Here is a 20,316-nt window from a genome sequence, read left to right as displayed (position 1 = left end):
CTCCAGCGGTCGCGGGGGGCTTCCGTTTCGGCCGAGATCGCTCAGCGCCTGTGCAAGAGGTAACCGCTCCGACACCCTCCGCAGGTACCGTTGGAAGACGGTGCGACCGTGAACACCGTGAACGCCGTCGTTGAATGCCGCGGAATCTGCCAGGAGTTGAGGACATGGCACGGAAGCGCACCCCCAATCCCGCCCTGGACAACCTGCTTGACCAGGCGCGATGGACCAGGACGCAGCTCGCACAGCAGGTGAACCGCCTCGGCCCCGAGGCAGGACTCGACCTGACGTACGACCGCACCGCAGTCGCGCACTGGATCGCAGGAGCCCAACCAAAACCCCAGGTCAGGGCGCTGATCGTCGAAGCTCTCTCCGCGCGGCTCGGACGGCCGGTCACACACGCGGAGGCGGGCCTGAAGCCTGCTCCGTCCCTCGCGGAGGTGCGTCACACCGACACTGTCGAGGAGTTGATCGACCTCGGAAGGGCAACCATGGATCCGTCCCGCCGCAGCTTGCTGGCTGCCACAGTCTTCTCCGCCGCCCTTTCCGTGCCCGCGTTCGCCCTCCCCGCACGAGCAGCCGACGAACAAGTCACCCCTGGCAAGAGGACCGTTCGCATCGGCTCTTCACAGGTGCAGTCGATTCGCACCCTGACCGAACGGATCGCGGACATCCTCGACGAACTCGGAGCCGGGCACGCGTTGCCCATAGCATCCGCGTTTCTCGTCAACACCGTCGGCCCCTGGCTTCAGGCGCAGTCCACGGAATCGGTCCGCAAAGAAATGCTGGCAGCCGCATCCGATCTCACGTACCTGACCGGATGGATGGCGATGTACGAGAAGGCCCACGGCCTCGGACAGCGCTACTACGTCCAAGCCCTCGGCCTGGCCCGTGAGGCGGAGGACCACATCACCTACTGCAGGACCCTGCGTGGCATGTCCCTCCAGGCATCCAACCTGGGACACGGGCCAAAGGCTCTGGAGCTCGCGGACTCCGCAGCGGAAGCAGCACCCACGGCGGGCCCGCGTCTCGTGGCATTCCTGCGCGGGCAGCAAGCCCACTCCGCGTCCATGGTCGGATTCAGGCACCAAGCACATGCCCGCCTCAAGGAGGCGGAGGATGCCCTGTCGAAAGCAGACAACCGCAGGGACGCGATCGGCGGCTACGACCAGACCGCCTATCTCTTCCACGTCTCCCATGTCCTGTACGAGGAAAGGGACTTCAAGGGCTCGATCAGGGCTCTCAAGCAGTCGATCCGGCTTCAGCCCCAGCAGGAACGCCAAGGGCGCGTGCACGCCTACGCGGTCCTCGCGCAACGCCAGCTGCGCCTCGGCCACCTCGACGCCGCCTGCGAGAGCTGGTCACGTTTCCTGGACGAGTACGAACATGTCTCGTCCAACCGCGGGGACGATCACTTCCACACGATGAACGCAGACCTGCGTCGGCACCCAACTGCCCGCCCTGTACGCGAACTTGCGCTCCGAGCACGCGATGTGGCGGCGGCCAAAGCGGCCTAGGGACCGCAAACGCCAACGGCCCCCGGAAAGACATCTCCCGGGGGCCGCCGCGTGAATGACCGATCGGCTGATCGCCTCAGCCCAGATGCGTAGGCGCGAACATCTTCAGCAGCGCCGGCAGCACCACCACCGACGGACCCGGCGTCGCGAACGCCTTCGTCAGGTCGTCGCGGAGGGTTTCGGGGGACGTCCGTACGCCGGTCACCCCGAACGACTCCGCCAGCGCCACGAAGTCCGGGCGCGCAAGCTCCGTCGCTGTCGCCTCACCGAACGCGTCCGTCATGTACTCGCGCAGGATGCCGTAGCCGCCGTCGTCCACGATCAGCCAGGTCACCGGCAGGTTGTACTGCTTCGCCGTGGCGAGTTCCGCGATCGAGTACATCGCGCCGCCGTCGCCCGAGACCGCGAGGACCGGCTTCGACGGGTCGGCCGCGGCGGCGCCGAGCGCGGCCGGGAAGCCGTAGCCGAGGCCGCCCGCGCCCTGCGCCGAGTGCAGCGCTCCCGGCCATGCCGACCAGGCCCAGTAGGCGAGGATCGTCATGTCCCAGAAGGAGGGGGAGGAGGCCGGGAGTGCCGCCCTCACAGCGCCCAGGATCTCGCGTTCGAAGGCCAGGTCCTGGCCGTCGAGGCGTTCACGGACCGCGGCGAGAAGGGCGGCGACCCGCTCGGGGGCCGAAGGGTCGTGCCGCTCCGCGACCGTGTCCAGGAGCGCCGAGAGCGCCAGGCGCGCGTCCGCGTGGATGCCGAGCGCCGGGTGGTTGGACTCCAGCTTTCCGGCGTCCGCCTCGATCTGGATCACCCGGCCGCGCGGTGCGAACGTGTGGTAGTTCGAGGAGAGTTCGCCGAGGCCGGAGCCGACGACGAGCAGGACGTCCGCGTCTTCCAGGAGGTCCGTCGTGTGGCGGTCCTCCATCCACGACTGGAGCGAGAGCGGGTGTTCCCAGGGGAACGCGCCCTTGCCGCCGAAGGTCGTGACGACGGGGGCGTCGAGGCGTTCCGCGAGGGCGACCAGCTTGCCGCCGGCGTCCGACCGTACGACGCCGCCGCCCGCGATGATCACGGGGCGGGAGGCGCGGGACAGCAAGTCGGCGGCCACAGCGGTGAGTTCGGGGCGGGGCGCCAGGTCGCGGGGGGTCGCGTCCATCGCCGTGACGACCGGGAGGGTGGTCTGGGCGAGGAGTACGTCCTGCGGGATCTCCACCCAGACCGGGCCGTGCGGCGCGGTGAGGGCGGACTCCCAGGCGGCGGCGATCGCGGACGGGATCTGCGACTGCGTCCGCACGGTGTGGACGGACTTGACCACGTCCCGGAACGAGGCCTGCTGGTCCCGGAGTTCGTGCAGATAGCCGTGGCGTCCGCCGCCGAGCCCGGCGACCGGGATCTGGCTGCCGATGGCCAGGACCGGCGCCGACGCGGCCGCCGCCTCCTGGAGCGCGGCGAGCGACATCAGCGCGCCGGGGCCGGTGGAGAGCAGGAGCGGCGCCACTTCGCCGGTCACGCGGCCGTAGGCGTCGGCGGCGAAGCCCGCGTTGTTCTCGACGCGCAGGCCCACGTACCGCAGGTCCGAGCGGCGCAGCGCGTCGAACATACCGAGCGCGTGCTGGCCGGGGAGTCCGAAGACGGTGGACGCGCCGAGGCCGTGCAGGGTCTCGACGACGAGGTCGCCGCCGTTGCGGCCGGGGGGAGGGTTCAGCGCGGCTGCGGTCTGCGCCTCGGTGGGCAGCAGGTCCAGGTCGTGGTCGTGGGTCATGTTCGGGGTTCCCTGGCGTCGTGGTCGGGTGCGGGCCGGTGGTCGGGGTGTGCCCACACCCCGACCGTCGTCCGTCCTACTGTGCCGCGCGGCTCGACGCGATCTGACGGGACATGATCGTCGTCAGCTCGTACGCGGTGTGCGAGGCGGCGACGGCCGTGATCTCCGCGTGGTCGTAGGCCGGGGCGACCTCGACGACGTCGGCGGAGACGAGGTTGCAGGACGACAGGCCGCGCAGGATCTCCAGGAGCTCGCGCGAGGTCATGCCGCCGGCCTCGGGGGTGCCGGTGCCGGGCGCGTGGGCCGGGTCGAGGCAGTCGATGTCGATGGAGATGTAGAGGGGGCGGTTCCCGATGCGCTGGCGCAGCTGGTCGGCGACCTCGTCGGCGCCGCGGCGGTAGATGTCCGCCGAGGTGACGATGCCGAAGCCCATCTTCTCGTCGTCGGTCAGGTCCTGCTTGCCGTACAGCGGACCGCGCGTACCGACGTGGGAGAGGGCGGAGGTGTCGAGGATGCCCTCTTCGACGGCGCGACGGAACGGGGTGCCGTGCGTGTACTCGGCGCCGAAGTACGTGTCCCACGTGTCGAGGTGCGCGTCGAAGTGGAGCAGCGCGACCGGGCCGTGCTTCTTGGCTACCGAGCGCAGGAGCGGCAGCGCGATGGTGTGGTCGCCGCCGAGCGTCATCATGCGGGCGCCGGTGCCGAGGAGGTCGTCGGCCGCGGCCTCGATCGTCTCGACGGCCTCGTTGATGTTGAACGGGTTCGCCGCTATGTCACCGGCGTCCGCGACCTGCGCGAGGGCGAACGGGGAGGCGTCCTGCGCCGGGTTGTACGGGCGCAGCAGCCGGGACGCCTCGCGGATCGCGTTGCCGCCGAAGCGGGCGCCGGGACGGTACGAGACGCCCGTGTCGAAGGGCACGCCGACGACGGCCACGTCCGTGGTGCCCACCTCGTCGAGGCGGGGCAGCCGGGCGAAGGTGGCGGGACCGGCGTACCGCGGGACGCGGGAGGAGTCGACCGGACCGCGGGGCGTCTCGTTGCTGCTCATGCGAATTGCCTTCTTTCCTACGCTTGTCGGCGCCGCGCAGCCCTTGGCGGGGCCACGCGGCGCCTGGTGAATTTACTGAGTGGCGGTGGCCGGCTCCGCGTCCGTCTCCGCGTCGGCCCCGCGCCCCGCGAGCCGCTCGCGCCAGGTGGCGAGCACCGCGGCGTCGGTCGGCTTGGTGGCGAGGGAGACGATGACGTAGGCGGCGAGGGACAGCAGGAGGCCGTAGTAGACAGGCTCGTTGGCGAGGATTCCGTAGCCCCACATCAGGCCGATGACGGAGAGTCCGCCGACGGTGACGGCGGCGAGGGCGCCTGCCACGGTGCCGCGCTTCCACAGCAGTCCGCCGAGGATCGGGACGAGGAGTCCGCCGACGAGCAGGTTGTAAGCGACGGTCAGTGCCTCGACGACGTTGTTGAGCGCGATGGCGATACAGATCACCGCGACGCCCATGATGAGGATGAAGGCGCGGTTGCCCTTCACCTCGTCGTGCGGTTCGCCGGACGGCTCGCTCTTGTTGCCGACGACGCCCTTCAGGCGCGACCAGATGTCGTTGTTGGCGACGGTCGCGCAGGCGATCAGCGCGCCGGACGAGGTCGACATCACGGCGGCGAGCGCGGCGGCGAGCACCAGACCGCGTACGCCGATGGGGAGCTCGTCCTTGACGATGGTCGCGAACGCGGCGTCGGCGCTGGGCAGCTTCGGGTACATGACCTTCGCGGCGGTGCCGATGACGGCGCCGGCGACGGCGTAGACCAGGCAGTAGGTGCCCGCGACGGTGCCGCCGATGCGGGCGACCTTGTCGCTGCGGGCGGTGAACACGCGCTGCCAGATGTCCTGGCCGATCAGCATGCCGAACGTGTAGATGAGCACGTACGTGAAGATCGTCTCGCCGCCGATGCCCAGCGGGTCGAAGTATTCGGTGGGCAGCTTGGCCTTCATCTCGCTGAAGCCGCCGGCCTTGATGACGGCGATCGGCAGCAGCAGGAGCAGCACGCCGATGGTCTTCACCACGAACTGCACCATGTCGGTGAGGGTGATGGACCACATGCCGCCGAGCGTCGAGTACGCGACGACGATGGTGCCGCCCAGGATGATCGCGACCGTGCGGGGCATGTCGAACAGCACGTCGAAGATCGTGGCGTAGGCGATGGTCGAGGTGACGGCGAGCATCAGCGTGTACGCCCACATCACGACACCGGAGATGACTCCGGCCCGGCCGCCGTAGCGCAGGTCGAGCATCTCGGAGACGGTGTAGACCTTCAGGCGGGCGATGCGCGCCGAGAAGAACACGGACAGCGCGAGCAGGCCGAGGCCGATGGTGAAGACCATCCACGCGCCGGACAGGCCGTACTGGTAGCCGAGGCCCACGCCGCCGATGGTGGAGGCGCCGCCGAGGACGATCGCCGCCATCGTGCCGGAGTACATCATCGGGCCGAGCCTGCGGCCCGCCACGAGGAACTCACTCTTGGACTTGGCGCGGCGCATGCCCCACCAGCCCATGGCGAGCATGCCGGCGAGATAGACGACGATCACTGTGTAGTCGACGGCCATAGGGCCCTCCTTCGCGCACCTCGGTGGCGTGTCGTGCAGATGGGGTGGGTGACCGGCCGTGGGGACATCCGCCCGTACCCGTGGCCTGCGGTCGGCACGACCCTAGGTGGCCTGAAAGCAACGCTGAAGTGTACTTTTTATCCACCCTCTCGCGAATGGATGGAGAAAACATCCACCATGCCGGACGCAACCCGGCCGGCGGCGGGCCCGTCAGGACCCCCCGCCCCGGCCGTTCCGCCCACCCCGCCGGTGCCGCTCAGCGCGCTGCTCGCCCGCGAGGACCTGGGCCTGCGCCAGATCGCGGGCCCGCCCGTCGGCCCGGACACGGTGATCCACTGGGCGCACACGTCCGAGATGGCCGACCCGTACCCGTATCTGCTCGGCGGCGAGCTGCTGCTGACCGCCGGGGTGCACGCGACGGAGTCGGCGGGCACGGGCCCCTATTACGACGACTATGTGGCGCGGATCGTGGCGGCGGGCGGCGTGGCGCTCGGCTTCGGCGTCGCGCCGGTGCACGACACGGTGCCGCGCGCGCTGGTCGAGGCCTGCGAGCGGCACGGGCTGCCGCTCCTGGAGGTGCCGCCGCACTCGACGTTCAGCGGCGTGACCCGCGCGGTGTGGCAGCTGATGGCGCAGGCACGGCACGCGGAACTGCGCAGGGTCAGCGAGGCGCAGCAGGGCCTCGCCACGGCGGCGGCGCGGCCCTACCCGGTGCCCGCGGTGCTGCGGCAGCTGGCGCAGCGCACCGGCGGCTGGGCGGTGCTCACCGCGCCGGACGGTTCGGAGGTCGGCCGGGCGGGCCCCGATCCGACGGCCGAGGTGAGCGCGGCGATGACCCAGCTGATGCGGATCGTCCGCCCCGGCGAGACCCGCCTCTTCCCCGCGCCCACCTCGGCGGCGGACTCGGTGGGCGACGCGCATCTGGCCGCTTACGCGCTGGGCGGCGGCCAGGGTTACGCGCTGGGGACGGCGGTCGGCCGGCGCGACCCCGGCGATCACACGATCGCGGGGGTGGCGGTGGTCCTGCTCTCCCTGCTCACGGGCGAGCACCAGACGACGGCCGAGGCGGCGCGCTCGGCGGCCCTGGTCCGGCTCCTGCTGGGCGAGGAGCCGTCCGGCGTCGGGGCTCTGCTCGGCGACGGCACGTGGCGGGTGGTCCACGCCGCGCCCGACCGCCCGTCCCCGCCCCCCGTCTCCCTCGGCACGCCCCTGGTCGACACCACCGACTCCCTCGTACGCGCCCTGCTGCCCGCGGACCAGGAGGTCATCGCCCAGGAGGGCTGGGTGATGGGGGTGAGCGGCACGGCTCCCACGGACGACCTGGCGGCGGCAAGCGCGCAGGCCGGGCGCGCCCTGATCCGGGCGAAGGCGACCCGCGCGACGCTCGTCCACCACCACGTGGACGCGCGGGGACTCGCCTCGCTCCTCGACCCCGGGGAGGCGACGGCCCACGCCCGGACGCTCCTCGCCCCGATCGCGCACACGCCCGCACTGACCGAGACGCTGCGTACCTGGCTTTCCCTGCACGGGAGTTGGGACCGTACGGCGACCGCGCTGGCCGTCCACCGCAACACCGTGCGCCAGCGCATCGCGAAGTGCGCCACGCTCCTGGACACCGACCTCGACGATCCCGACGTGCGCATGGAGCTGTGGTTCGCACTGCGCCACGCAGAGTGACGCCCGTCCCACCCCCCGGGACATCGGGGTCCCCCGCAGCGCCCGACGGCACAATGGGGTGCATGCCGATACCCGGGACCCCCAGCCGCGCCGCGCTCGTCGACCATCTGATCCGCACCCGCATCGCGGGCGACGTGGCCACACCCCGCGACAACAACCTCTCCCACTACCGCAGGCTCGCGAACGGCGACCGCCATTACTGGCTCGGCCTGGAGCTCGGCGACCGCTGGACCGACGAGCAGGACGTCCTCGCGGTGATGGCGGAGCGTTGCGGCGTGAACGACGATCCCGAGTACCGCTTCGGCCAGGACACCATCGACCCGCAGCTCACGGTCGACGCCCTGGAGCGCATGGGCGCCCGGCTGCGCAAGGCGGCGGCCGGGAAGGAGCGCGTCCTGTTCGCCACGGGCCACCCGGGCGGCCTCCTCGACGTCCACCGCGCGACGGCCGCGGCGCTGCGCGCGGCGGGCTGCGAGATCGTCGTGATCCCCGAGGGCCTCTCGACGGAGGAGGGCATGGTCTTCCAGTTCGCGGACGTGGCGATGCTGGAGCGCGGCGCGACGCTGTGGCACACGCATTCCCCCGACCCCATGGCGCGGATCCTCGATGGCCTGGAGCGCGAGGGCCGGCCGCTGCCGGACCTGGTCGTCGCCGACCACGGCTGGGCGGGCTGCGCGGGACAGCGCGGCATCGACTCCATCGGATACGCGGACTGCAACGACCCGGCGCTGTTCATCGGCGAGGCGGAGGGCACCCTTCAGGTGACGGTGCCGCTCGACGACCATGTGACGAGCCCGCGCCACTACGACCCGATGACGGCGTACCTCCTCGACGCGGCGGGCCTCAGCCCCACGGGTTGAGCCCCTCCTGGCGCCGCTGCGCGAAGCCGGGCGTCGGGTCGAGGTAGACCCGGGTCACGTTCGGGAACCGCTCGCGCAGCCGGCGGGCCGCCTCTTCGCAGGCCCACTCGATCTGTGCGGCGGTGGAGGTGTCGCGCAGGTCGACCTTCGCCGCGACGAGCGCCTCGCGCGGCCCCTGGACGAGGGTGGTCAGTTCGAGTACGGCCTCGATGTGCTCGACGCCCGCGAGGATTTCGCGGATCTCCAGGCGGACCGGCTTGGGAAGCGGGCGCCCGATGAGGAGTTCGGCGTTGGAACGTCCGAGGACCCAGGCGACGTACAGGAGCAGCGCGCCGATGCACAGGGAGGCGATGGCGTCCCAGATGCCGGAGCCGGTGAGCTGGCCGCCGAGCAGTCCGCCCGCGGCGAGGACCAGGCCGGCGAGTGCGGCCGAGTCCTCCATGACGACGGCCTTGACGGCGGTGTCGGGGGTGCGCCGCAGATACCGGCCCATGGGCGCCCCCATGCGCTCGGCCTCGCCCCGGGCCTGCTTGATGCCCGTACGCAGCGAGAAGCCCTCCAGGAGGAAGGCGAGGACGAGGACGATGTACGAGACGAGCGGGTTGCCGAGCTCCTCACCGGCCACCAGGGTGTGCACGCCGTCGTAGATCGAGAAGACGGCGCCGCCCACGAAGGTGGCGACGGCGGCGAGCATGGCCCAGATGTAGCGCTCGGGTCCGTAGCCGAGGGGGTGTTCCTCGTCCGCGGGTTTCTCGCTGCGCTTGAGCGCGGTGAGCAGCAGCACCTCGGTGACCGTGTCGGCGACGGAGTGGGCGGCCTCGGAGAGCATGGCGCTCGACCCGCTGATGACTCCGGCGACGGCCTTGGCGAGGGCGATCCCGAGGTTGGCGGCAGCCGCCACGAGGACGGTGGTGACGCTCTCGCCCCCGCCGTCCTCACCCGTGTCCCCGGCCGTCCCACTCTGTTCAGCGCTCGTGCCCATGCACGCGACCGTATGTCCGATCCCCGCGTACCGCGAGACCACGCGGCGGCCCTACCGGGGAACGCGGACGACGCCCTCCTGGATCACGGAGATGGCGAGCTGTCCGTCGCGCGTGTAGATGCGGGCCTGGCCGAGGCCTCGGCCGCCCGACGCCGACGGCGACTCCTGGTCGTACAGGAGCCATTCGTCCGCGCGGAACGGCCGGTGGAACCACATCGCGTGGTCGAGCGAGGCGCCGACCACGTCGCCCACGGCCCAGCCCCCGCGCCCGTGCGCGAGCAGCACGGAGTCGAGGAGCGTCATGTCGGAGACGTACGTGGCGAGGCAGACGTGCAGCAGCGGCTCGTCGATGACGCCGTCGAGCTTGCCGTTCGTACGGAACCAGACCTGCGAGCGCGGCTCCTGCGGGGTGCCGACGCTGCCGAACGGCGGCGCGTCCACGTACCGCAGGTCGACGGCCTCGCGCGCTTCGAGGAGGCGCTCGGCGACGCCCGGCTCGACGAACGCGTCGGCGTAGCGCGGCAGCATCTCGGCGGCGGTGGGCAGCGTCTCCGGGTCGGGCGCGGGCGGCATGGCCGCCTGGTGCTCGAGCCCGTCCTCGTACGTCTGGAAGGACGCCGAGAGATGGAAGATCGGCTGCCCGTGCTGGACGGCGACGACGCGGCGCGTGGTGAAGGAGCGCCCGTCGCGGATCCGGTCGACCGTGTAGACGATGGGCGCGCCGGGGTCGCCGGGCCGCAGGAAGTACGCGTGCAGCGAGTGGGCGTGGCGGTCGCCGGGGACGGTGCGCCCGGCGGCGACGAGCGCCTGGGCCGCCACCTGTCCGCCGAAGACCCGGGGGACGACGGCGGAGCGGGACTGCCCGCGGAAGATGTCCTGCTCGATCCGCTCCAGGTCGAGCAGATCGAGCAGGGACTCCAGTGCCTGATTCATACAGCCAGTTCTACAGAAGGCGGAGGGACGGGCGGGTTACAGGCCCATGTCCTTCGCGATGATCGTCTTCATGATCTCGCTGGTGCCGCCGTAGATGCGGTTGACGCGGTTGTCCGCGTACAGGCGCGCGATCGGGTACTCGTTCATGAAGCCGTAGCCACCGTGCAGCTGGAGGCAGCGGTCGATGACGCGGTGCGCGACCTCGGTGCAGAACAGCTTGGCGGAGGCGGCCTCGGCGGGGGTCAGCTCGCCCGCGTCGAGGGCCTCGAGGGTGCGGTCGGCGACGGCCTCGGCGGCGTCCACCTCGGCCTGGCAGGCGGCCAGTTCGAACTTGGTGTTCTGGAAGGACGCGACGGGCTTGCCGAAGACGGCGCGCTCCTGGACGTACTCCTTGGCGAACCGGACGGCGGCCTTGGCCTGGGCGTAGGCGCCGAACGCGATGCCCCAGCGCTCGGAGGCGAGGTTGTGGCCGAGGTAGTAGAAGCCCTTGTTCTCCTCGCCGAGGAGGTCCTCGACGGGGACCTTCACGTCGACGAACGCCAGCTCGGCGGTGTCGGAGGTCTTCAGGCCGAGCTTGTCGAGCTTGCGGCCGATCGAGTAGCCCTCGGACTTGGTGTCCACCGCGAAGAGGGAGATGCCGTGGCGGCGGTCCTCGGCGGTGGGCGCGTCGGTACGGGCACAGACGATCACCTTGTCGGCGTGGACGCCGCCGGTGATGAAGGTCTTGGCGCCGTTGAGGACGTAGTGCGTGCCGTCCTCGGAGAGCTTGGCGGTGGTCTTCATACCCGCGAGGTCGGAGCCGGTGCCCGGCTCGGTCATCGCGAGGGCCCACATCTCCTCGCCGGAGACGAACTTCGGCAGGAAGCGCTTCTTCTGCTCGTCGGTGGCGAGCATCTTGATGTACGGCAGGCCGAGCAGCACGTGCACACCGGAGCCGCCGAACTGGACACCCGCGCGCGAGGTCTCCTCGTACATCACGGCCTCGAACTTGTACGAGTCGATGCCGGCGCCGCCGAACTCCTCGGGCACGCGGATGCCGAAGACGCCCAGCTCGGCGAGCTTGTAGTAGAAGTCGCGCGGGGCCTGCCCGGCCGCGAACCACTCGTCGTAGACGGGCACGACCTCGGCCTCTATGAAGGCGCGGATGGTGTCCCGGAACGCCTCGTGGTCCTCGTTGAAAACGGTACGGCGCACGACCTGCTCCTTCGGAAACGGCATCACTGCACGACTAAGCGCTTGCTCAGCTTAGGTTACCCGCCAGTTTCGGGAGCGTCCAGAGACGCGCGTCACGCCGGGGCGCCCGGGGCCTGATCCGAGAGAGGCCCTACGCCGCCGCGAACGCCCCGCGAGCCATGCGGTGCAGCAGCCCGGCCGTCGCCTCGCGGCCGGGCAGTCCGCCGGACCTGCCCAGGTGCGGAGTGGAGTTCAGCAGGCCGAAGACGGCGTGCACGGCGGCGCGCGCGGGCTGCTCGGCCAGGCCCGGATACACCTCGCGCACCGCCTCGACCCACAGCTCGACGTACTGGCGCTGGAGCTGGCGCACCAGCTTGCGGTCGCTGTCGCGCAGGCGGTCCAGCTCTCGGTCGTGCAGCGTGATCAGGGGGCGGTCGTCGAGGGCGAAGTCGATGTGGCCCTCGATGAGCGAGTCGAGCAGCGCCTCGGGGTCGCCGCCGTCGGACTCGGCGAGCCGGCGCTTGCCGCCGGTCAGGAGCCGGCCGCTGATGCCGACGAGCAGCTCGGCGAGCATCGCGTCCTTGCCCGCGAAGTGGCGGTAGAGCCCGGGGCCGCTGATGCCGACCGCGGCGCCTATCTCGTCGACGCCGACCCCGTGGAACCCGCGCTCGGCGAAGAGCCGCGCGGCCTCCTTGAGGATCTGCTCGCGGCGGGTGAGGGCGTCGGTTCTGGTGGCCATGAGGTAATTCTAGACAGCGACGTTAGCGGTCGTTAACCTGAGGGAAACGCGTTAACGCTCATTAACCGAGCGAGAGCCGATCGAGGGGACTGCGCAATGCAGGAGGCACCGGAGCTGACGAGCGCGGCCGATCCCGCGTCGGAGGCCTGGAAGGCCAACGAGGCGGCGCACGAGGCGCTGGCCGACGAGCTGCGCGGCAAGCTGGCCGCGGCCCGGCTCGGCGGCGGCGAGCGGGCCCGCGCCCGGCACACCGCGCGCGGCAAGCTGCTGCCGCGCGACCGTGTGGACACACTGCTGGACCCGGGCTCCCCGTTCCTGGAGCTGGCGCCGCTCGCGGCCGACGGGATGTACGGGGACCAGGCCCCCGCCGCCGGGGTGATCGCCGGAATCGGGCGGGTCAGCGGCCGCGCGTGCGTGATCGTCGCCAATGACGCGACGGTCAAGGGCGGCACGTACTACCCGATGACGGTGAAGAAGCACCTGCGCGCCCAGGAGGTGGCCCTGGAGAACCGGCTGCCGTGCGTCTACCTGGTGGACTCGGGCGGCGCCTTCCTGCCGATGCAGGACGAGGTCTTCCCCGACCGCGAGCACTTCGGGCGGATCTTCTACAACCAGGCGCGGATGTCGGGGGCCGGCATCCCCCAGATCGCGGCGGTCCTCGGCTCGTGCACGGCGGGCGGGGCGTACGTCCCGGCGATGAGCGACGAGGCCGTGATCGTGCGCAATCAGGGCACGATCTTCCTGGGCGGCCCGCCGCTGGTGAAGGCGGCCACGGGTGAGGTCGTCACCGCCGAGGAGCTGGGCGGCGGCGAGGTGCACTCGCGGATCTCGGGCGTCACGGACCATCTCGCGGAGGACGACGCGCACGCGCTGCGGATCGTGCGGACGATCGTCTCGACGCTCCCGGAGCGCGGCGAGCTGCCCTGGTCGGTCACCCCGGCGATCGAGCCGAAGGTCGACCCGGCGGGGCTGTACGGCGCGGTGCCGGTCGACTCCCGCACCCCGTACGACGTGCGGGAGGTCATCGCGCGCGTGGTGGACGGTTCGCGGTTCGCCGAGTTCAAGGCGGAGTTCGGGCAGACCCTCGTCACCGGCTTCGCCCGCATCCACGGCCACCCGGTCGGGATCGTCGCGAACAACGGCATCCTGTTCTCCGAGTCCGCCCAGAAGGGCGCGCACTTCATCGAGCTGTGCGACCAGCGCGGCATCCCGCTGGTGTTCCTGCAGAACATCTCCGGCTTCATGGTGGGGCGCGACTACGAGGCGGGCGGCATCGCCAAGCACGGCGCCAAGATGGTCACGGCCGTCGCGAGCACCCGCGTGCCGAAGCTGACCGTCGTCGTCGGCGGGTCGTACGGCGCGGGCAACTACTCGATGTGCGGACGGGCCTACTCGCCGCGCTTCCTGTGGATGTGGCCCAACGCCAAGATCTCCGTCATGGGCGGCGAGCAGGCCGCCTCGGTCCTCGCGACCGTGAAGCGCGACCAGCTGGAGGCGCGCGGCGAACAGTGGCCCGCCGAGGACGAGGACGCCTTCAAGGCGCCGATCCGCGCCCAGTACGAGGAGCAGGGGAGCGCGTACTACGCGACGGCCCGGCTCTGGGACGACGGCGTGATCGACCCGCTGGAGACCCGGCAGGTCCTCGGCCTCGCCCTGACCGCCTGTGCCCACGCGCCACTGCCGGAGAAGTCCGGCGGCTTCGGCGTCTTCCGGATGTGAGGGGAGGGACCCCATGAGCATGTTCGACACCGTCCTTGTGGCCAACCGCGGCGAGATCGCCGTCCGCGTCATCCGTACGCTGCGGGCGCTCGGCATCCGCTCGGTGGCCGTGTACAGCGACGCGGACGCCGACGCCCGCCATGTGCGGGAGGCCGACACGGCGGTCCGCATCGGGCCGCCGCCCGCCGGGGAGAGCTACCTCCGCGTGGACCGGCTCCTGGAGGCGGCGGCGCGCACGGGCGCGCAGGCCGTCCACCCGGGCTACGGGTTCCTGGCGGAGAACGCCGCCTTCGCGCGGGCCTGCGCCGACGCCGGCCTCGTCTTCATCGGCCCCTCCGCCGACGCGATCTCCCTCATGGGCGACAAGATCCGCGCCAAGGAGACGGTGGAGGCGGCCGGGGTCCCGGTCGTGCCCGGCTCGTCCGGCAGCGGCCTGACCGATGTCCAACTGGCGGACGCGGCACGGGAGATCGGCATGCCCGTCCTGCTCAAGCCGTCCGCGGGCGGCGGCGGCAAGGGCATGCGCCTGGTGCGTGACGAGACGCTGCTCGGCGACGAGATCGCAGCCGCGCGGCGCGAGGCCCGCGCCTCCTTCGGCGACGACACACTGCTTGTGGAGCGCTGGGTCGACCGCCCCCGGCACATCGAGATCCAGGTCCTGGCCGACGGCCACGGGCACGTGATCCACCTGGGCGAGCGCGAGTGCTCCCTCCAGCGCCGCCACCAGAAGCTCATCGAGGAGGCACCGAGCGTCCTCCTCGACGAGGCGACGCGCGCGGCGATGGGCGAGGCCGCGGTGCAGGCGGCCCGCTCGTGCGGGTACCGCGGCGCGGGCACGGTGGAGTTCATCGTGCCGGGCGACGACCCGGCCTCCTATTACTTCATGGAGATGAACACCCGCCTCCAGGTGGAGCACCCGGTCACGGAGCTGATCACGGGCGTCGACCTGGTGGAGTGGCAGCTGCGGGTCGCCGCCGGTGAGCAACTCCCGTACACGCAAGGCGACATCGAGCTGACCGGGCACGCGGTCGAGGCCCGGATCTGCGCCGAGACGGTGTCCGTCAAAGAGGGTTCGCGCGGCTTCCTGCCGTCGGGCGGCACGGTCCTCTCGCTGCGCGAGCCGCAGGGCGACGGCGTGCGCACCGACTCCGGGCTGAGCGAGGGCACGGAGGTCGGGAGCCTGTACGACCCGATGCTGTCGAAGGTCATCGCGTACGGCCCGGACCGGGCGACCGCCCTGCGCAAGCTGCGTGCCGCCCTCGCGGAGACGGTCACGCTGGGCGTGCCGACGAACGCCGGGTTCCTGCGGCGGCTGCTCGCGCACCCGGCGGTCGTGGCGGGCGAGCTGGACACGGGGCTCGTGGAGCGCGAGGTGGACGGCCTGGTCGAGAGCGAGGTGCCGGGCGAGGTGTACGAGGCGGCCGCCGCGGTCCGCGAGGCCGCCCTGGCGCCGTCCGGCGAGGGCTGGACCGACCCGTTCGCGCAGCCGACCGGCTGGCGCCTCGGCGGCACGCCCGCGCCGCTCGACTTCCACCTCAAGGCATCGGGACTCGAACCCGTCACGCACCGCACGCGCGGCACCCACACCGTCACCGCGGACCGGGTCACCGTCCACCTGGACGGTCTCACGCACACCTTCCACCGGGCCGGCGACTGGCTGGGCAGGGACGGGGACGCCTGGCACGTGCAGGACTTCGACCCGGTGGCCGCGTCCCTGACCGGCGCCGCGCACTCCGGCGCCGACTCCCTCACCGCCCCGATGCCCGGCACGGTCACCGTCGTGAAGGTGGCCGTAGGGGACGAAGTGGCCGCCGGGCAGAGCCTGTTGGTGGTCGAGGCGATGAAGATGGAGCACGTCATCTCCGCCCCGCACGCCGGCACCGTGGCCGAACTGGACGTCACGCCGGGCACGACCGTCGCGATGGACCAGATCCTCGCGGTCGTCACACCGCACGAGGAGATGACGGCATGAGCACCCCCGCAACCACCGCATCCGCCACGTCCACCGCGACCTCGGAGACCACCGCACCCACCGCCCTGCCCATGGTCGTGGCCTCCCAGGATCTGCCCGCGCGCGTGCGGATCCACGAGGTCGGCGCGCGCGACGGACTGCAGAACGAGAAGGCGACGGTGCCCACGGAGGTCAAGGCGGAGTTCATCCACCGCCTCGCGGCCGCGGGCCTGACCACCATCGAGGCGACCAGCTTCGTGCACCCCAAGTGGGTGCCCCAACTGGCAGACGCGGAAGCCCTGTTCCCGCTCCTCCAGGACTTCGGCGGTGCGCCCCACCCGCACCTGCCCGTCCTCGTGCCGAACGAGCGGGGCCTAGACCGGGCCCTCGCGCTCGGGGCGCGCCGCGTCGCCGTGTTCGCCAGCGCCACGGAGTCGTTCGCCAAGGCCAATCTCAACCGGACGGTGGACGAGGCGCTCGCCATGTTCGAGCCGGTCGTGACCCGCGCCAAGGAGGGCCGGGCGCATGTGCGCGGCTATCTCTCCATGTGCTTCGGGGACCCCTGGGAGGGCGCCGTCCCGGTCCACCAGGTCGTCCGGGTCGCCAAGGCGCTGATGGACATGGGCTGCGACGAGCTGAGCCTCGGCGACACGATCGGCGTCGCGACGCCGGGCCACGTCCAGACGCTCCTGGCCGAGCTGAACGAGGAGGGCGTGCCGACGAACACGATCGGCGTGCACTTCCACGACACGTACGGCCAGGCCCTGTCCAACACCCTCGCGGCGCTCCAGCACGGAGTGACCACCGTGGACGCCTCCGCGGGCGGCCTCGGCGGCTGCCCCTACGCGAAGAGCGCCACCGGAAATCTCGCCACCGAAGACCTCGTGTGGATGCTTTCGGGCCTCGGTATCGAGACCGGGGTCGACCTCGGCCGTCTCACCGCCACCAGCGTGTGGATGGCCGAACAGCTGGGCCGGCCCAGCCCGTCCCGCACCGTCCGCGCCCTCTCCCACCAGGAGTGATCCCCATGTCCCTGGACCACCGCCTCTCCCCCGAACTCGAGGAACTCCGCCGCACGGTGGAGGAGTTCGCGCACGACGTCGTCGCCCCGAAGATCGGCGACTTCTACGAGCGGCACGAGTTCCCGTACGAGATCGTGCGGGAGATGGGCCGCATGGGCCTGTTCGGGCTGCCGTTCCCGGAGGAGTACGGCGGCATGGGCGGCGACTATCTCGCCCTCGGCATCGCCCTGGAGGAGCTGGCCCGCGTCGACTCGTCCGTGGCCATCACCCTGGAGGCGGGCGTCTCGCTGGGAGCCATGCCGATCCACCTGTTCGGCACGGACGCCCAGAAGGCCGAGTGGCTGCCCCGGCTCTGCTCCGGCGAGATCCTCGGCGCGTTCGGCCTGACCGAGCCGGACGGCGGCTCGGACGCGGGCGCGACCCGCACGACGGCGCGGCTCGACCCCGACACCGACGAGTGGGTCATCAACGGCAGCAAGTGCTTCATCACCAACTCCGGCACGGACATCACCGGCCTGGTGACGGTCACCGCGGTCACCGGCCGCTCCCCCGAGGGCAAGCCGCAGATCTCCGCGATCATCGTGCCGTCCGGCACCCCGGGCTTCACGGTCGCGGCCCCGTACTCGAAGGTCGGCTGGAACGCCTCCGACACCCGCGAGCTGTCCTTCGCCGACGTGCGCGTCCCGGCGGCGAACCTGCTCGGTGAACAGGGCCGCGGCTACGCCCAGTTCCTGCGCATCCTGGACGAGGGCCGCATCGCCATCGCCGCGCTCGCCACGGGCCTCGCGCAGGGCTGCGTCGACGAGTCGGTCAAGTACGCCGGGGAACGGCACGCGTTCGGCCGCCCGATCGGCGCCAACCAGGCGATCCAGTTCAAGATCGCCGACATGGAGATGCGGGCCCACATGGCCCGCGTCGGCTGGCGCGACGCCGCGTCCCGCCTCGTCGCGGGCGAGCCCTTCAAGAAGGAGGCGGCGATCGCGAAGCTCTACTCCTCCACGATCGCCGTCGACAACGCGCGCGAGGCCACGCAGGTCCACGGCGGCTACGGCTTCATGAACGAGTACCCGGTGGCCCGCATGTGGCGCGACTCCAAGATCCTCGAGATCGGCGAGGGCACGAGCGAGGTGCAGCGGATGCTGATCGCGCGGGAGCTGGGCCTGACGGGCTGAGAGGGCGCTGCGCGCGGCTCGGGCGGCGGCTTCGGCGGCTGCCCGGGCGGGCTGCGACGGGGCCCCTCTGGACAACAGCTTAGGTTAGGTTAACCTAAGCCAGAATCCGGCCAGCGGCCCTCCGTACGTCACGAAAGCAGCCACTGTCATGCCCTATGCCCGTCTCACCACCCCTTCCCGTCGCGGCATCCTCGCCGCGGGCGGCGCCCTCGGCCTCACCGCCGCGCTCGCCGCCTGCGGGAGCGATTCCAAAGACAGCGGCTCGGGCGCCAAGTCGGGCAGCGCCAAGTCCGGCCCCTGGTCCTTCAAGGACGACCGCGGCACGACCGCGAAGGCCGGCAAGGTCCCCGCGAACGTCGTCGCGTTCACCAGCGTCGCCGCCGCCCTGTGGGACTACGGCATCGAGTGCAAGGGCGTCTTCGGCCCGACGAAGACGCCGAGCGGCAAGGCCGACGTCCAGGCCGGCGACATGGACGTCGACAAGGTGACGATCATCGGCAACGAGTGGGGCCGATTCAACATAGAGAAGTACGCGGGCCTCGCCCCGGACCTCCTCGTCACCACCGTGTACGACACCGCCGGCACCCTCTGGTCCGTCCCGCTGGAATCGAAGGACAAGATCCTCAAGCTGGCCCCGGCCGTCGGCGTCTCCGTCTACGACCGCCAGATGACGCAGCCGCTCCAGCGACTGCTCGCCCTGGCCGAGTCGCTCGGCGCCGACGTGAAGGCCGACAAGGTCGTCAAGGCCAAGCAGCGCTTCGAGGCCGCGGCCGCGCGCCTGCGCAAGGCCGCCAAGGCGCACCCCGAGATCAGGGTCCTCGTCGGCTCCGCGAGCCAGGACATCTTCTACGTCTCCGGGACGAACCTCTCCGCCGACCTGGAGTACTTCAAGTCGCTCGGCGTGAACTTCGTCGAGCCGTCGGAGAAGGCGAAGAAGGCGTCCGGCGGCTGGTTCGAGAACCTGAGCTGGGAGAACATCGACAAGTACCCGGCCGACATCATCATGATGGACAACCGCACGGCCACCATCCAGCCCGCCGACCTCGACAAGGCGACCTGGAAGAAACTGCCCGCAGTCAAGGCCGGCCAGGTCATCCCGCGCGTCACCGAGCCCATCTACTCGTACGCCAAGTGCGCCCCGGTCCTCGAAGACCTCGCCGAGGCGATCGAGAAGGCGAAGAAGGTCGGCTGACACACATGACGACGACCGAGTCCCCCGCAATCGCACCCTTCCGATTCTTCGACCTCCAGGTAGCGCGGACGCGGCGGCTCGGTCCATCGCTGCAGCGCGTCACGTTCACGGGGCCCGACCTCGTGGACTTCCACGCCGGGGGCCGCGACCAGAGCCTGTCGCTGTTCCTGCCGCGGCCGGGCCAGGACGCCCCCGTCCTGCCGCCCGCCGAGCCGGGCGACGACGGCCGCGCCTGGCACGCCGCGTACCGGGCGCTCCCGGACGACGTACGGGCCGTGATGCGCTCCTACACGGTCAGCGGGCAGCGCCGCACGCCCGGTGAACCAGGCGAGGTCGACATCGACTTCGTCCTGCACCACGACGGCCCCGGCGGCGCGGGCCCCGCCTGCGTCTGGGCCGAGGCGGCGAAGGCCGGCGACCGCGTGACGGTCCTCGGCCCGGCGGTCGCCGACAACACGGCCGTACGCTGCCGCCCCCACGAGGGCGCCGACCACATCCTCATGTGGGGCGACGAGACCGCCCTGCCCGCCGCCCTCGGCATCCTCGCCTGGCTGCCGCCGGAACTGCCCGCGCACGTATGGCTGGAGGTCCCGCACCGCGAGGACATCCCGGACGTCGCGACCGCGGGCGACGTCACCCTCACCTGGCTCGTGCGTGACGAGAACGCGCCGTCCGCGCTGGAGGCGATCCGCGCGGCCGAACTGCCGGAAGCGTCGAGCCCGTACGCCTGGCTCGCGGGCGAGTCCGGGGCGATGAAGGAGCTGCGCCGCCATCTCGTGCGCGAACGCGCCTACGACAAGCGGTCGGTGACGTTCGTCGGCTACTGGCGCAAGGGGCTCAGCGAGGACGGGCTGCGCGTCGCCGAGGCCCAGGAGGCGGCCACCGAGGGCTGACCGGCAGCAGGTTCCGGCCACTGAAGAGGGGCGGGGTCGCCAGCACAATTTAGGTTAGGCTAACCTAAGTCAGGTGCTGGGACCTCGCCCCTTTCCCATGCCGCCCGTCTTCCCCCCTCACCCGCATTCCTGCCCCCACC

The 20,316-nt window shown here is 71.4% G+C and carries 16 protein-coding genes; 9 read left to right on the top strand and 7 right to left on the bottom strand.

Annotation, left to right across the window (positions count from 1 at the left end; genetic code table 11):
* The first annotated feature begins 164 nt into the window (after positions 1-164).
* Positions 165-1,514 (top strand): tol-pal system YbgF family protein, encoded by a 1,350-nt coding sequence (locus tag ACIPWY_RS11305; protein WP_401532869.1) that lies wholly within the window; start codon positions 165-167, stop codon positions 1,512-1,514.
* Positions 1,515-1,590: 76 nt separating this feature from the next.
* Here the strand turns inward: ACIPWY_RS11305 and ACIPWY_RS11300 are convergent, their stop codons facing one another.
* From ACIPWY_RS11300 to ACIPWY_RS11290, 3 genes are all read right to left on the bottom strand, one after another.
* Positions 1,591-3,264 carry a thiamine pyrophosphate-binding protein gene (locus tag ACIPWY_RS11300; RefSeq protein WP_362902223.1) on the bottom strand — a complete coding sequence of 558 codons (1,674 nt, stop codon included), beginning with the start codon at positions 3,262-3,264 and terminating at the stop codon, positions 1,591-1,593.
* 76 nt (positions 3,265-3,340) lie between these two features.
* Positions 3,341-4,312 (bottom strand): agmatinase, encoded by a 972-nt coding sequence (gene speB / locus ACIPWY_RS11295; RefSeq protein WP_362902221.1) that lies wholly within the window; start codon positions 4,310-4,312, stop codon positions 3,341-3,343.
* 72 nt (positions 4,313-4,384) lie between these two features.
* Complete coding sequence (locus ACIPWY_RS11290) at positions 4,385-5,863, bottom strand: sodium:solute symporter (protein ID WP_401532866.1); 1,479 nt, start codon at positions 5,861-5,863, stop codon at positions 4,385-4,387.
* A 177-nt stretch (positions 5,864-6,040) separates the two neighbouring features.
* Here ACIPWY_RS11290 and ACIPWY_RS11285 point away from each other — a divergent pair, with 177 nt between their 5' ends.
* Together ACIPWY_RS11285 and ACIPWY_RS11280 are read left to right on the top strand one after the other, a co-directional pair.
* A complete protein-coding gene (locus tag ACIPWY_RS11285) occupies positions 6,041-7,540 on the top strand; it encodes a PucR family transcriptional regulator (RefSeq protein WP_362902218.1) in 1,500 nt (499 codons plus the stop codon).
* A 62-nt stretch (positions 7,541-7,602) separates the two neighbouring features.
* Positions 7,603-8,400 (top strand): phosphatase, encoded by a 798-nt coding sequence (locus ACIPWY_RS11280; protein ID WP_362902216.1) that lies wholly within the window; start codon positions 7,603-7,605, stop codon positions 8,398-8,400.
* Here ACIPWY_RS11280 and ACIPWY_RS11275 read toward each other — a convergent pair.
* The 4 genes from ACIPWY_RS11275 to ACIPWY_RS11260 form a co-directional block, all read right to left on the bottom strand.
* On the bottom strand, positions 8,384-9,382 hold the full coding sequence (locus ACIPWY_RS11275; protein WP_362902214.1) for a cation diffusion facilitator family transporter: 999 nt from the start codon (positions 9,380-9,382) through the stop codon (positions 8,384-8,386). The genes ACIPWY_RS11280 and ACIPWY_RS11275 overlap by 17 nt on opposite strands.
* Before the next feature lie 51 nt (positions 9,383-9,433).
* Entirely contained in the window at positions 9,434-10,315 is an 882-nt protein-coding gene (locus ACIPWY_RS11270) for an acyl-CoA thioesterase II (RefSeq protein ID WP_362902212.1), read from the bottom strand.
* Positions 10,316-10,351: 36 nt separating this feature from the next.
* Positions 10,352-11,509, bottom strand: a complete 1,158-nt coding sequence (locus ACIPWY_RS11265) for an acyl-CoA dehydrogenase family protein (RefSeq protein WP_362902210.1) — start codon at positions 11,507-11,509, stop codon at positions 10,352-10,354.
* A 130-nt stretch (positions 11,510-11,639) separates the two neighbouring features.
* Positions 11,640-12,227 carry a TetR/AcrR family transcriptional regulator gene (locus ACIPWY_RS11260; RefSeq protein ID WP_362902208.1) on the bottom strand — a complete coding sequence of 196 codons (588 nt, stop codon included), beginning with the start codon at positions 12,225-12,227 and terminating at the stop codon, positions 11,640-11,642.
* Between the two features lie 96 nt (positions 12,228-12,323).
* On the opposite strand from ACIPWY_RS11260, the gene ACIPWY_RS11255 reads away from it, so the two are divergent.
* The 6 genes from ACIPWY_RS11255 to ACIPWY_RS11230 all read left to right on the top strand — a co-directional run bounded on the left by ACIPWY_RS11255 (position 12,324) and on the right by ACIPWY_RS11230 (position 20,176).
* Positions 12,324-13,946 (top strand): carboxyl transferase domain-containing protein, encoded by a 1,623-nt coding sequence (locus tag ACIPWY_RS11255; protein WP_383885256.1) that lies wholly within the window; start codon positions 12,324-12,326, stop codon positions 13,944-13,946.
* A gap of 19 nt (positions 13,947-13,965) precedes the next feature.
* Positions 13,966-15,918 carry a biotin carboxylase N-terminal domain-containing protein gene (locus ACIPWY_RS11250; protein WP_362902684.1) on the top strand — a complete coding sequence of 651 codons (1,953 nt, stop codon included), beginning with the start codon at positions 13,966-13,968 and terminating at the stop codon, positions 15,916-15,918.
* Between the two features lie 71 nt (positions 15,919-15,989).
* Positions 15,990-16,919, top strand: coding sequence for a hydroxymethylglutaryl-CoA lyase (locus tag ACIPWY_RS11245; RefSeq protein ID WP_362902682.1), 930 nt, complete (start codon positions 15,990-15,992; stop codon positions 16,917-16,919).
* Positions 16,920-16,930: 11 nt separating this feature from the next.
* Positions 16,931-18,091, top strand: coding sequence for an acyl-CoA dehydrogenase family protein (locus ACIPWY_RS11240; protein ID WP_362902680.1), 1,161 nt, complete (start codon positions 16,931-16,933; stop codon positions 18,089-18,091).
* Between the two features lie 148 nt (positions 18,092-18,239).
* Positions 18,240-19,283 (top strand): ABC transporter substrate-binding protein, encoded by a 1,044-nt coding sequence (locus tag ACIPWY_RS11235; RefSeq protein WP_393701723.1) that lies wholly within the window; start codon positions 18,240-18,242, stop codon positions 19,281-19,283.
* 5 nt (positions 19,284-19,288) lie between these two features.
* Positions 19,289-20,176 carry a siderophore-interacting protein gene (locus ACIPWY_RS11230; protein ID WP_401532862.1) on the top strand — a complete coding sequence of 296 codons (888 nt, stop codon included), beginning with the start codon at positions 19,289-19,291 and terminating at the stop codon, positions 20,174-20,176.
* Positions 20,177-20,316 lie beyond the last annotated feature (140 nt).

This window comes from Streptomyces sp. NPDC090032 (assembly GCF_044748025.1).
Taxonomy (GTDB): Bacteria; Actinomycetota; Actinomycetes; order Streptomycetales; family Streptomycetaceae; genus Streptomyces.
The sequence above is the reverse complement of the archived record's forward strand: the minus strand, read 5'-3'. Positions and strand labels throughout refer to the sequence as shown.